Origin of the sequence: Chromobacterium sp. Rain0013, assembly GCF_015291765.1 — a bacterium.
In the GTDB taxonomy this organism is placed as follows: domain Bacteria; phylum Pseudomonadota; class Gammaproteobacteria; order Burkholderiales; family Chromobacteriaceae; genus Chromobacterium; species Chromobacterium haemolyticum.
Map to the genome: position 1 here is coordinate 3,762,297 of NZ_CP031514.1, position 13,125 is coordinate 3,775,421.

A 13,125-nucleotide genomic window follows, 5' to 3' on the forward strand; every position below is an offset into this window, starting at 1 on the left:
GGGTCTTCTGCGTCGCTTATCTGATCTGCTCGGCCAAACGCAGCAGCCAAGCTGAATTATAGGTTTGCCGCGCATCTGGGCCGGCCTCGTCCCATACTTTGAGGCTGTAAAGCTTTTGTCGGCTGGCCCAGCTCAACTCGGACACTCGCCTACCGGAGCGCGTGTTCCGGAGCTGGAAGCGGCCCGGATGGCCCCGCACTGTCGCGTTCATTTCTTCCTGCAGCACCAACACGCCGCCGCGGTCGGCGACAAAGGCCCATTCGCTCAACACCAGCAATACGCCGTCGGGCCGGGTGAACACCCAGTCGAAGCTGCTCCATGGCCCGCTCCGACCCCGCCCCTGCGGGATGATGCCTTCGAGACGATAAGCGCTCAGCTCGCTGGCGCTGATATCGCTGAGCCTGGATTTAGCCTGCGCCCGAACCACCTCGGGACTCAAGAGGCCGCTCCGGTAGATGTCGGCGTCCAGCGCGGCTTCGTCGGCAGACGGAGAGGCCCCGCTCGTCAACGACGTTTCGGGCAGCCCGGGGCCCAGGCTGGCTCCAGGCGCCACAATGCGCTGCCCGGGCGCAATGCCGCCGGGCAGCGGGCTGGTCGCGGACAGATCCCAGGCCTGCGCGTCCAGGGCCAGGCCGCCCATCCCCAGCCAACAAAGCAGCCTAACGCAACTGCCCATGCGGATCGATGACGAATTTCTTCGGCGCGCCGCCATCGAATTCGGCATAGCCCCTGGGCGCGTTGTCCAGACTGATGATCTCCACCCCCACCACTTCGGCGATATTGATGCGCTCCCACAAAATCGCCTGCATCAGTGCGCGGTTGTACTTCATCACCGGGGTCTGTCCCGTGAAGAAGCTGTGCGACTTGGCCCAGCCCAGGCCAAAGCGTACCGACAAGCTGCCCTGCCTGGCCGCCTCGTCCATGGCGCCGGGGTCGTCGGTCACGTAGAGCCCGGGAATGCCGATGCGACCGGCCTCCCGCGTCACCTCCATCAAGGCGTTGAGCACGGTGGCCGGGGCCTCCTGGCGCGAACCGGCGTGGCCGTGCCCGCGCGCCTCGAAACCGACGGCGTCGATCGCGCAATCCACTTCCGGCGCCCCCAGGATGGCGGCGATCTGCTCGCCCAGCGTCGCATCCTGCGATAGGTCCGCGGTTTCAAAGCCGACGGCGCGGGCATGGGCCAGCCGCGCCGGATTGACGTCGCCGACGATGACCACCGCCGCGCCCAGCAGGCGCGCGGAAGCCGCCGCCGCCAAGCCCACCGGGCCCGCTCCGGCCACGTAGACCGTGCTGCCCGGCCCCACGCCGGCCGATACCGCGCCGTGATAGCCGGTGGGCAGAATGTCGGACAGTCAGGTCAGGTCGCGGATCTTGGCCAGCGCCTGGTCCCGGTCCGGAAATTTCAGCAGGTTGAAGTCGGCGTAAGGCACCATCACGTATTCGGCCTGGCCGCCCACCCAGCCGCCCATGTCGACGTAGCCGTAAGCGCCGCCGGCCCGCGCCGGGTTCACAGACAGGCACACGCCGGTATGCTGCTCCTTGCAACAGCGGCAGCGTCCGCAAGCCACGTTGAACGGTACCGACACGAGATCGCCGATGCGTAGCGTTTCCACATCGCCGCCTGTCTCTATCACCTCGCCGGTGATTTCATGTCCCAGCACCAAACCGGCAGGCGCCGTGGTGCGGCCGCGCACCATATGCTGGTCCGAACCGCATATATTGGTGCTCAGCACCTTGAGAATGACGCCATGGCCGAGCTTGCGCCCGGCCGGGGACGCCAGTTCCGGAAAAGGTATGGGCTTCACTTCCACCTGTCCCGGCGCCAGGTACACCACTCCGCGATTGCCTGTCATCATCGTCTCCTCGCAGCCACGCCGGCGGGTTATCCGGCGGCATCTGCTCCCGATGCTAGGAAAGAAAGCGGCGCCGGCCTTGAGTCAAAGCGACCCCTTTGCGATCAAACGCGCCATATCGGCTCAGAACCTGTTCAAAGCCGGTTGCGCTTCATCGATATGGCGTTGAGAACGGCTTCGGCTTTGCTCATTTGCCACTTCTAATCCCCGCTTCCTCAGCCGTTCTCGCCTTGTCTCGCTCTTGCTCAAAATTCTGAACAGGCTGTCAGCGCGCCAGCGCCTGGCTTACGACAGGCAGCCCCGGCCGGCCGTCGAAGGTATTCACCCCTGCCAGCCAGCTCGTGAGCACGGCCGGGTTCTTTTTCAAATATTCCCGCGCCGCGGTCTCCGGCCTGACCTTGTTCATGATCGGCCCCATCACCTGGTTTTCCATATCGGTGCTGAAGCGCAGATTGCGCAACAAGCGGCCGACATTGGCGCAACGCGCCTCGTAATCCGGCGGCAGCGCGGTGAAGACCTTGGCCGCGCCGAAATTGGGACCAAACACCGCGTCGCCGCCGGACAAATAGCGCAGCTTGTGCTGGACGTTCATCGGGTGCGGCTCCCAGGCCAGGAACACCATCCATTTCTTCCGCCGCTCCGCGCGTTCCAGTTCGGCCAGCATGCCGGCCTCGCTGGATTCCACCAGCTTGAAGCCGCCCAACCCGTACTGTTGCTTGCGGATCATGCCGTCGATCAGGCGGTTGCCGTCGTTGCCGGCTTCGATGCCGTAGATCTTGCCGTCCAGTTGCGCCTTGAAGCGGGCGATGTCCTTGAAATCGCGCAAGCCGGCGGCGGCCACGTAGTCCGGCACCGCCAGCGTATATTTAGCGCCGCTCAGATTGGGCTCGGCCAGCACTTTGATCTGGCCCGCTTTCAGATAGGGCTCGATCAGCGGCGTCATCGACGGGCTCCAATACCCCAGGAACACGTCGATCTGCCGGGTCTTGAGCCCGGAGAAGGCGATGGGCACCGAGGCCATGGTCACGCTAGGGCGGTAGCCCAAAGCCTCCAATACCACGCTGGCCATGCCGGTGGTGGCCGCGATGTCCGTCCAGCCCACATCGGCGAAACGCACATTGCGGCAAGCGGCAGGCTCCAGAGCCGCCGCGCTGCCCGCGACGGCCAGCAGCAGCGCCGCGGACATTGCTTTGAATCGATTCATCCCTTCCTCCCGGGCAGCGATGATGGCGAGAGTCTGCCCGGCGGCCGCTGCCGCGCCGCCAACAGGTTCACTAATCCCGTTCAAAGTCTCGCAAGCCGGAGCAAGACCGGGCCTTGCGGCTGAAGAAGCAGACTGCTCTGTTGTGCCTGAATAGTCTGAAGCAGCACTCGCCGTACCACGTCTCACGCAGTGCCGCAGACCTTGAGATTTTCAGGCGATGGCCCCGGCCGCCACCAGGTATTGCTGCCGCTCGCGGCTGGGCGGATAGCCGAACAGCCCGCGGTAGGACTTGGAAAAATGCGAGGAAGACAGGAAGCCGCAAGCCACGGTGACTTCCATCACTGTCATATTGGTTTGCAACAGCAGCTCTCGCGCCCGCCGCAGGCGGAGGTCCAGATAATATTGCGCCGGCGTGGTGCTCAGATAACGCTTGAACAACCGCTCTAGATGGCGCAGCGACACGCCCAGCTCCGCCGCCAGATGTTCCAGCGAGCGGGGGTTCTCGATATTGCTCTCCATTGACAAGGCGGCGTCCAACAAGGCCTCGTGTCCGGTGCCAATGCGCGCCAGCAGCGGGATGTGCTGGCGGTCGCCATCGTCGCGCAGCCGGTCCACGATGAATTGCACCGAGACATCGGCCGCCAGACTCTTGCCGCCCTTGTGGCGAATCAGATGACACATGAAGTCCAGCGGCGCGGTGCCGCCGCTACAGGTGAAGCGGTCCCGGTCCAGCACAAACAGGTCCGAGGTGAATTGGGAGCGAGGGAATTCCTCACTAATGGACAGCAGGTTTTCCCAGTGGATGGCACAGCGGTAGCCGTTCAACACCCCGGCCCGGGCCAGCGCGAAGGTGCCGGTGCAGATCGATCCCAGCGGCACGCCCTGAGCCGCGAAACGGCGGATCAGCGCCTGCACCTTGTCTGTGGCCGCTTCGCGCACCTGACAGCCGCCACAAACGATCAGCATATCGTACTGCTGCGGATGGCCCGGCGCGGAGATCGGCGACAGACTCAGGCCGTTGCTGGCGCTGACCGGCTCGCCGTCCGCGGATAGCAAGCTCCAGCGATACAGCTTCTTGCGCGACAGGTAATTGGCCATGCGCAGCGGCTCCACCGCGTTGGAGAACGCGATCATTGAGAACTGATCCAGCAGCAAAAAGGCGATATGCGACAACGAGGCGATCTGTTGCGGTCCCATCACGACCTCCAGTGTGTGCGTTGCGAGGATTGTTGTTCTGCTCCAAAACGGTTCGCAGCCGGCCTTGAAAATCGCCGCGCATGCGTGTGTGCTTGTTTGTCCGTTGTTTCCGCCCTGTCCGCTCCCAGAACCTGTTCAAAGTCTCGCGAGCAAGAGCGAGATCGTGTACCGGCTCTCAGCCGTCGGCCGCGGCGCCCGCTTCCGGCGCGCGGCCGAAACTTTCTGTGATCCGGTCCAGGATGATGGCCAGCAGCACCACCGCCAGCCCGCTCTCGAAACCGAGGCCGACGTCCAGCCTCTGGATGCTTGCCAGGACATCGTTGCCCAGGCCGCCGGCCCCCACCATGGAGGCGATAATCACCATGGACAGCGCCATCATGATGGTCTGATTGACCCCGGCCATGATGGACGGCAGCGCGATGGGCAACTGGACCTTGAACAGCAATTGCCACGAGGTGCAGCCAAAGGCGTTGCCAGCCTCCACCTGCTCCCGATTCACCTGGCGGATGCCCAGGTTGGTCAAGCGCACCGCCGGCGGCACCGCGAACACCACGGTGGCCAGGATGCCCGGCACCCGCCCCAGTCCGAAGAACATTGCCGCGGGAATCAGATAAACGAAAGCCGGCATGGTCTGCATGAAGTCCAGCGCCGGCCGTACCAGGGCGTTGGCCAGCCGCCAGCGGGCGCAGCAGATGCCCAGCGGCACGCCCAACATTAGGCTGACGCAGGTGGCGGACAGGGTCAGCGCCAGCGTGGCGACGGTCTGGCTCCAGAAGCCGGTGGCCCAGATCAGGCCCAGCGCCGCGCAGACGAAGACGGCAAACTTCCAGCCCAGACGCCACAGGCCGATGCCAGCGAACAAGCCGGCTAGCGCCCATGGCGGCACGCCCTGCAATAACGCTTCCACCAGGGTAGCGAACCAGTCGATGCCGCCGCCGACGGCGTCGAAGGCGCCGGCATTGTTTTCCAACAGAAAATGGATGATCTGATTGACCCAGCTGCCTATCGGCAGCGGAGCCTGGGGGCTGGTGTCGGACATGCGGCGTGTTCCTCGTCTCGCCGGGCGCGCCAGGGACTGCGAGAGCCACGCCCCCGCGCCGGCGACGCCCGTTGGGGGTTCAGTGGTGGGAGGCCGCGCTTGGGCGGTGCTGGGACAACTTGCTGAGCACGCTGCTGGTGGTGATTACGCCCAGGCAGCGGCCGTCGCCGTCCCGCACCTGCAGCGGTTCGGCCTGTGCTTGAAGCCGCAACAGCACATCGGACAGGCTACAGGACGGCTCCACGTGCGACGCGGCAGCCAGGCGCGGCGGCGGCGCGGCTTCTATCAGGTCCTTGGCCTGCAGATAGCGCGAGGTGTCCACGCTTTTGAAGAAGTTGCGCACATAGTCGTCGGCCGGACATTCAATGATTTCGCGCGGGCTGCCCACCTGCACCAGCCGCCCGCCCTCCATGATGGCGATACGGCTACCGATGCGCAGCGCCTCTTCCAAATCATGGGAGACGAAGACGATGGTGCGGCGCTGCTCGCGCTGCAATTGCAGCAGCAAGTCCTGCAACTCCGCGCGCTTGAGCGGATCCAGCGCTGAAAAGGCCTCGTCCATCAGGATCAGCGAGGGATTGACCGCCAGCGCGCGCACCAGGCCCACCCGCTGCTGCATGCCGCCGGAGAGTTGATGCGGATACTTGCCGGCGAAGTCGGCCAGCCCCACTTGCTCCAGCACTTCCCGCGCCCGCGCCTCGCGGGCCTTGCGCCCGAGACCAGCCACTTCCAGGCCAAAGGCGGCGTTGTCCAGCACCGTGCGGTGCGGCATCAGCGCAAAGCTCTGGAACACCATGCTCATGTCGCGGCGGCGCAAGGCCACCAATTGCTTGGGCGACAGCCGGGTCAGGTCCTGGCCGTCCAGCCGGATCTGGCCGGCGCTCGGCTCCAGCAAGCGGTTGATCAGGCGAATCAGCGTGGATTTTCCGGAGCCGGACAAGCCCATCAGCACGAAGATTTCACCTGCGCGCACCGAGAACGATACGTCGTTAACGCCCACCACCGCCCCGGTGCGCCGAAACACTTCGTCCTTGTTCTCGCCGGCCCGCAGCAAGGACATCACTTCCGCCGGCTTGCCGCCGAACACCTTGTAGAGGTGGCTGACCTCGACCTTGATCGTTTGCATCCCCGCTCCCTTCGGCGCGACCGCCGACAATTCGAACAATGTTTAACGCAAATCAAGGTTCAAGATAGAAAGGAAGGGCCTCGCCAAGTAACGGTATTCCGACATCAAGCCGCTCAAATCCGACATCCGCGCGCAAAACCGGCTGGCATAGGCCTGGCCGCCGGCTCCAGTGCCGGCTTTCGTCTCCAGCCCGGCTGGCCGGTGTCGTAAAAAAACCGCAACCCTTCGTTAGAACCTGCTCAAAGCTTGCCGCGCTTCGGGGATACGGCGTTGAAAACAAAAACGCCCACCGTGGCCGGGCAGGCGTGGAGGACAGGGAGGCGACGGACGCGCGCTCAGACCTGTCAAAGGCTGCCGCGCTTCAATGGCGCCCTGTTGAAAACACACTCAAAACGCGCAATATCGCTTGTGCACCCCGCTTTTTAGCTTGCTCTCGCCTTGTTTCGCCGCGGCTCGCGAGACTTTGGGCAGACGCTCAGCGATCCACCACCAGATCGGTGAGCGGCAGGCTGCAGCAAGGCAGGAAATAACCCTGCTCCACTTCGCGCGGCCGGATGCCTCCCTGATGCCTCATGTCCACCCGGCCTTCCAACAGGCGGCTCTTGCAACTGCCGCACACGCCGCGGGTGCAGGACGCAGGCAGACGCATGCCCTTGGCCAACGCGGCCGCCAGCACGGTCTGTCCCGGCGCCACCGACAAATCGTCACCCGTTTTGGCGAAGCGCACATTGAAACCGCGGCTCTCGACGCTGGGCTGCGGCGTCCACCCTCCTTCGTCCGGCGGCGCGGCGCTGAGCTCGGCGAAATTGAAGCTTTCCTCGTGATAACGGCTCATGTCGAAACCGCACAGTTTCAGCAGCTCCCGCACCCCGGCCATATAGGGCGCGGGACCGCAGCAGAACACCTGGCGCGCGAGCAAGTCCGGCGCCATGCGCTCAATCAGCGTCCGATCCAACCGGCCAATCAGGCCGGCCCAATCCGGTTCGCCCGCCCGGTGTTCGCAAATCACCGCCTGGCTGAAGGTGGGATGGATGCTGGCCAGCAGGCTCAGTTCCTTGCGAAACACGATGTCGCGCGGAGAGCGCGCGCTGTGTACAAACAGGATGTCGGCGCCGGAGGCCAGGTCGGTCAACGCCCGGGTCATCGACATCAGCGGGGTGATGCCGCTGCCTGCGGACAAAAAGAGATAGGGCGAACCAGGGTGGCGCGCGTAGCTGAACTCGCCGGCTGGCCCCAATACCCGTAGCGCCATTTCCGGCCGCAAATGCTCATGCAGCCAAGAGGAAGCGACGCCGCCGGGAATGCGTTTGACGGTGATGGACACCCGGTCCGGCCGGGTGGGCGTGGACGACAGCGTGTAACAGCGGTTGACCGCAACTCCGTTGATGTCCAGTTCCAGCGTGATGAACTGGCCGGGCAAGTAATGGAAACGGCGCGGCGGTTCGGCGCGGAACACGAAGGTTTTCACATCGTGAGTTTCCTCCCGCGCCTGAACGCAGACGAGCAGGCCGTCCTCGCCGGCGCGCCACAGCGGCAGGTCGGCGGTTTGCGGAAGGGTGTCCAATAGGCTGACCGGCGGCGCGCTATTCATGGTCGCGCCGTTCCCGCTCCAGGCCGTCGCCCAGACGCTGCGTGTACCATTGAGTGAATTTCTCCACCAAGGACTCGGTATACGGCGAATAAGGACCGGGCCGATAGGCGGAGCCGTTGATGCCGCGCTGCGACTCCTCCACCAGCCGACGGTCCTGCTGATTGGTGGCCTTCCATACCCTGGTAAGGTTGTCCACTTCATAGTCCACGCCTTCCACCGCGTCCTTGTGCACCAGCCAGGTGGTGCGCACCAGCGTGCTGTCCACCGACAGCGGCAAGGCGGTGAAGGTGACGATATGGTCGGCCATGAAATGGTGCCAGGAGTTGGGCTGGGTCCAGAACGACAGCCCCCCGGACTCCGGATCGCTCAGATCGCCCAGCAGCTTGCGACAGGCCGCGCCGGTGTCCACGGTCTGAGACTGGCCCTTGCGGTCCAGCGGCATGCGCATCGCGCGGAAGCCGGACACCTCGGACAGGCGCTCGATCTCGACCGAGGGCAAGCCGCCGGCCTCCCAGCGCGCGTGGTGCTCGGCGACGACGCGCTGGTAGTCGGCCAACCCGGAGGCTTGCTCGGCCCGGGGCGCGAAGCCGTAGCTGTAGGCGTACAGCGAGACGGTCAGCTCCGGATGGTTGGCGGTACAGTGATAGCACTCGCGGTTGTTCTCCATGGTCAGCTTCCAGTTGCCGGCCTCGACGATGTCCACCTGGGCCGCCACCTTGCACTCGTCGATGCGGTGCGGCGCGATATAGGGCGCCATCCGCTCCATCATCTCGTCGATATCCTCCGGCGGCTGCTCGGCAAGGCAAACGAACAGCAGCCCTTCCAGGTTTTTCAACGCCACCGGCTTGAGGCTGTGATGCGTCGGGTCGAAGCCATCCTCCATATGGTCGGCGAAGATCAACCGGCCAGACAGATCGTAAGTCCATTGATGGTAGGGGCAGACCAGATTGCCCACTGAGCCCTGACGCTCGGCGCACAGCCGCGAGCCGCGGTGGCGGCAGACATTGTGAAAGGCGCGAATGGCCATATCGTCGTCGCGCAGGATCAGGATGGGGTCGCGCCCCAACTCCACGGTCAGGTAGTCGCCCGGTTCGGGTATTTCCGCGCTGACACCGACATAGATCCAGTGACGGCGGAAAATGTATTCAAGATCGGCCTCGAACACCTGCGGCGAGCGATAGAACGGCGCCTCCAGACTGTAACCGGGACGGCGGCGGGCCAGCAGTTCGCGCAGCGGCGCCGTGGTCGCAGCCGGGAAGGGAATGACGCTATGGGACATGTCTCGCTCCTCTCAATGGCAGACGGCTCAGAAATCGACGAGCCGATATTGGCGCAGGTAATCCAGCACCGCTTGCGCTTTCTCGACGGAATCCCCCTGTTTTACGACGCGCCCTCCAGCCGCCGCGTCGTCGCCGGCAATCGCCCCCATCAGGCGCTCCAGGCCGCTGCCGCGCTGCGCCGCCAGCGCCCGGGCGCGTCGCGCCGGCTCCAGCCTGGGCGCCGGCATGGCCTCCCCCTCCGCCGCGCGGCGCGTCACCACGCCGCGTTGCAAACCGGCCCAGGACCAGCGCGGCTCCGCGCCGTCCGGCTTGACGCTGGCCAGCAGCGGCGCCTGGGCTGCCAGCCGTCGCCTCCGCCCCCTGGTCAGGCCTTGCAGCGCCCGCCATTCTCCACCCTCTTCCGTCAAGGACAGCACGCCGGGCAAGAGCGGGCGCTCCAGGCCTTCGGCCAATAGATACGGCAGCAACGCCGACGCCTCGCCGCCCCCGGAGCGTTCGCCGCACAAAATCAGTTCGAAATCGCCCAGCGCGGCGATCAATGCCGGCGTCGGATCGCTGTCGGCCGGCAACTGCAACACGGCGATGGCCGCCGCGCCCTGGGCCAGATAGTCGGCCAGCGCCGTCTTGTCCGCGTCGCCGGCGTGCAATACCACGAAGGCGCGGCCCAGACGGCGCGCCAGCGCCAGCGCGGCCAGATCGCCCGGTCCGGCGCAGGGCCGCCCGCTGACCGGGTGCGGCGCCGGAGCCACCAGCACCGCCGTTTTCGCCGCAACGGCGGCGGAGAAAACCGTATCGCTCATTTCCCCATCTCCTTGCCCTCAAGCTCCAGCAAGGCTTGCAAGGCGTGAATGAAGGACTGGCAGTCGTCGATCACGCTGAGGTCCGCCCGCTTGACCATGGGCGCGGCCGCGTCCAGATTGACTGCGATCACATGGCGGCAAGCCTTGATACCTTGCAGGTGCTGCACCGCGCCGGAGATGCCCAGCGCCAGATAGGCACTGGCCTGCACGCTGCGGCCGGTGGCGCCCACTTGCTGGTCGCGACGGAAGCGTCCGTCGTCCACGGCCACCCGCGAGGCGCCCACCGCCGCGCCCATGGACTCCGCCAGCCGCAGAAAGGCCGGCACGTCGCTGACCCCGTTGCCAGCGGCCAGGATCAGGTCCGCCTCTTCCAGCGCCAGTTGCGAGGCAGGGCTGGCGACGCAGCCCAGATCCCGCACCCGTTCCTCCGCCTCCTCCAACCGGCAAGCCAGCCTCGCCCCCAGCCCGACGAAGGGCAGACGGACATCGGCCACGCCGCGCGCGAGCAAGAGCGCCTGGGCTCGCGGATGCACGCTGAAGCCCGCGCCCGGCCGGCGGCGGCGCACGCCGTCGGCGGCGATTTCCACAACGTCGGTCAACACCGACAGGCGCTCGCGGCAGGCGAAGCGCCGGCCCAGGTCGGCGTCCTCGCCGCGGTCGGCGAACAGGACATGACGCGGCTGCTCCCGCCGCCACAGCCGCTGCAACAAGGCCAGCTTGGCTTCCGGCGCAAAGCCCGGATCAGCCGGCGTCAAGACGCGATCCAAGGCCAGTTCCGCCAGTTCGGCGTCGGCGCACCCCTCCATGCCGAACAGCACCGCCAACACCTCCTCGCTCGGACCGGCCAGCAGCGCGGCGGCGGCGATGGCCTCGCGCGCCGCTTCATCCAGCTGACCGCGCTCGGTGTGCGCCACCACCAACAACCGCCCATCGAACGGCCCGGCGCTACGCAGCGGCTTGAGCTTGACCGCGCTCGCCGGCGGCGCTTCGCGAAGGCCGCCGTCCTCGCCCAGCACAATGCGCTTGAGCCCGCCCGGCGAAAGTATCCAGGGCCGGCGCGGGTCCACTCGCGGGGCGGTTGGCTTCATCTTCATGCTTCCTCCTTCACGGCCTGGCCTTGCTGCGCCGCGCCCCGCCCTTGCCCGGTTTCTGGGCCGGTATCCAGACGTTCCGCCACCAGTTCCGCCAATTCCACCACCTCCGCCCGCTCGCCGCTGACGCCCTCAAGCATCGCGGTGCAATTGGGGCAAGCCACCACGACGCGGCCGGCGCCGGCAGTTCGGACGTCGTCCATGCGCATGTCCGGAATCCGGCGCGACCCCGGCACGTCGGTAAAGGCCGCCCCGCCGCCCCAGCCGCAGCAGCGGGCGTCGCGGCCGGAACGGCTCATCTCCACCACCTGGATGCCAATGCCCGCCAGCACGCGGCGCGGCGCGGCGTAGCCCTCGTTGTAGCGGCCGAGGTAACAGGGGTCGTGATAGCTCAGCGGCTCCGTCGAGTCGCGAGAGCGCACGCGAAGCGCGCGCGTCTCCAGCAGCTGGTCCAGCAGCCGGCTGTGATGCCAGACTTCGTAATGTCCGCCCAGCGCCGGGTACTCATTGGCCAGACAGTGAAAAACATGCGGGTCCGGCGTGACGATGCGGGCAAAACGATAGCGCCCCAGCGTGGCGATATTGGCCAGCGCCAGCCGCTGAAAGCCCGCCTCGTCGCCCAGCCGGCGCGCCAGATCGCCGCAATCGCGCTCGGCTTCGCCCAACGCCGCGACGCGCAGACCGGCGGCCTTGAGCACGGTCAGCAAGGCGCGCAAAGCGCGCTGGTAGCGCATGTCGAAAGCGCCCTCGCCCGCCAGCAGCAGCCAATCGACCGACTCCCCCTCGCGCAGCAGCGGCAGATCCAGGTCTGTTGCCCAGTGATAGCGGGCACGCAGCGGATGACCGCCGACGGTGTCGGTATGCCGCAGATTAGCCAGCGCCGCCGCCCCCTTGCCCGGCAGTTCGCCCCGCGTCAGGGTCAGGTGTCGGCGCAGGTCGATCACCGCGTCGACATGTTCGATCAACATCGGGCAGTTTTCCACGCAAGCGCGACAAGTGGTACAGGACCATAAGGTATCCGCCTCCAACACGCCGCCGACGATCTCTCCATCCGCGCTCGCGGCCACGGTCGCCGGCCGGCCCGGATGCGGGCTGCCGGCGTAAGCCGGACCGCCGCCGGCCATGGCCGTCACCAGGTCCTGGATCAGGCGCTTGGGGTTGAGCGGCTGGCCGGCGGCAAAGGCGGGACAGGCGGCTTCGCATTTGCCGCATTGCACGCAAGCGTCGAAGGACAGCAGCCGGTTCCAGGCGAAATCGGCCGCCCGCGCCGCGCCCAGCTCGCCGACGGCCAGGTTCAAGGGCTTCAGATCGGCGGACTTGCCGACGAAACGCTCGGCGCGCGGGTGGAAGGCCAGGTGCAGCAAACCGGCCATCGCGTGTTTCATCGGCCGGCCCAGGCCTATGCCCAGGGCCAGTTCCGCGCCGCCCAACGCCAGCAGTGATAAAGCGACGGCGGCCAGCCCTTGTCCTGCGGCGCTCAACCAGACGTCGCCGCCGGCCAAGACTGCCGCCAGCAGCGCGCCCAACGCGAAACAGGCCAGCCGGGCCGGCAACCGCTGCCACTCTCCCTGAGACAGCCGGGCCGGCGGCGCGCGGCGGCGCGCGCGCATCAAGGCCGCGCCGATCAGCATCAGAACGGCCGCCGCCGCCAGCAGCAGGTCCAGCCAGCGCTGATGCAGCAGCAGGCCGTAATTGAGCGCGATCAGCAACAGCGCCGCCGTCCCGCCGCCAGCCGCCGCCACATGGGCCCGCGCAGCGGCCGGATCGCGGGCCACCACGCGGTGCAGGTCCACGAAGTAACGCTTGGGCGCGGCCAGCAGGCCACGCCAGGATGCCGGAGCGGCACGCCCTCGCCGCCACAACCCCGCGCGCCGAAGCAGGCCAGCGCTCAGCAGCAGCGCGCCCAACCAGAACAGGCCGCTAAGGAGGTAGGGAAAACTCATG

At 66.5% G+C, this 13,125-nt stretch carries 10 protein-coding genes and 1 pseudogene; all 11 read right to left on the bottom strand.

Annotated elements, in window-relative coordinates:
• Window positions 1-16: 16 nt before the first annotated feature.
• Window positions 17-640: a hypothetical protein gene (locus tag DXT74_RS17295; RefSeq protein ID WP_194426564.1), complete on the bottom strand. Its 624-nt coding sequence runs from the start codon at window positions 638-640 to the stop codon at window positions 17-19.
• A 19-nt stretch (window positions 641-659) separates the two neighbouring features.
• Window positions 660-1,853, bottom strand: a pseudogene (fdhA, locus tag DXT74_RS23230) (formaldehyde dehydrogenase, glutathione-independent).
• Between the two features lie 265 nt (window positions 1,854-2,118).
• Window positions 2,119-3,057: a choline ABC transporter substrate-binding protein gene (locus DXT74_RS17305; RefSeq protein ID WP_194426565.1), complete on the bottom strand. Its 939-nt coding sequence runs from the start codon at window positions 3,055-3,057 to the stop codon at window positions 2,119-2,121.
• Between the two features lie 210 nt (window positions 3,058-3,267).
• The gene (locus DXT74_RS17310; RefSeq protein ID WP_194426566.1) at window positions 3,268-4,254 is read right to left on the bottom strand and encodes a GlxA family transcriptional regulator; all 987 of its coding nucleotides are present in this window, start codon (window positions 4,252-4,254) and stop codon (window positions 3,268-3,270) included.
• Between the two features lie 175 nt (window positions 4,255-4,429).
• Complete coding sequence (locus DXT74_RS17315) at window positions 4,430-5,293, bottom strand: proline/glycine betaine ABC transporter permease (protein WP_081556358.1); 864 nt, start codon at window positions 5,291-5,293, stop codon at window positions 4,430-4,432.
• Between the two features lie 79 nt (window positions 5,294-5,372).
• Window positions 5,373-6,419: a glycine betaine/L-proline ABC transporter ATP-binding protein gene (locus tag DXT74_RS17320; protein WP_194426567.1), complete on the bottom strand. Its 1,047-nt coding sequence runs from the start codon at window positions 6,417-6,419 to the stop codon at window positions 5,373-5,375.
• 475 nt (window positions 6,420-6,894) lie between these two features.
• Window positions 6,895-8,010 carry an FAD-binding oxidoreductase gene (locus tag DXT74_RS17325; RefSeq protein WP_194426568.1) on the bottom strand — a complete coding sequence of 372 codons (1,116 nt, stop codon included), beginning with the start codon at window positions 8,008-8,010 and terminating at the stop codon, window positions 6,895-6,897.
• Window positions 8,003-9,289, bottom strand: a complete 1,287-nt coding sequence (locus DXT74_RS17330) for an aromatic ring-hydroxylating dioxygenase subunit alpha (RefSeq protein WP_194426569.1) — start codon at window positions 9,287-9,289, stop codon at window positions 8,003-8,005. Before DXT74_RS17330 ends, DXT74_RS17325 begins: the two co-directional genes overlap by 8 nt.
• 27 nt (window positions 9,290-9,316) lie before the next feature.
• Window positions 9,317-10,090: an electron transfer flavoprotein subunit beta gene (locus DXT74_RS17335; protein WP_194426570.1), complete on the bottom strand. Its 774-nt coding sequence runs from the start codon at window positions 10,088-10,090 to the stop codon at window positions 9,317-9,319.
• A complete protein-coding gene (locus DXT74_RS17340; RefSeq protein WP_194426571.1) occupies window positions 10,087-11,184 on the bottom strand; it encodes an electron transfer flavoprotein subunit alpha/FixB family protein in 1,098 nt (365 codons plus the stop codon). The genes DXT74_RS17335 and DXT74_RS17340 overlap by 4 nt, the downstream gene beginning before the upstream one ends.
• The gene (locus DXT74_RS17345) at window positions 11,181-13,124 is read right to left on the bottom strand and encodes a DUF3483 domain-containing protein (RefSeq protein ID WP_194426572.1); all 1,944 of its coding nucleotides are present in this window, start codon (window positions 13,122-13,124) and stop codon (window positions 11,181-11,183) included. Before DXT74_RS17345 ends, DXT74_RS17340 begins: the two co-directional genes overlap by 4 nt.
• Window position 13,125 lies beyond the last annotated feature (1 nt).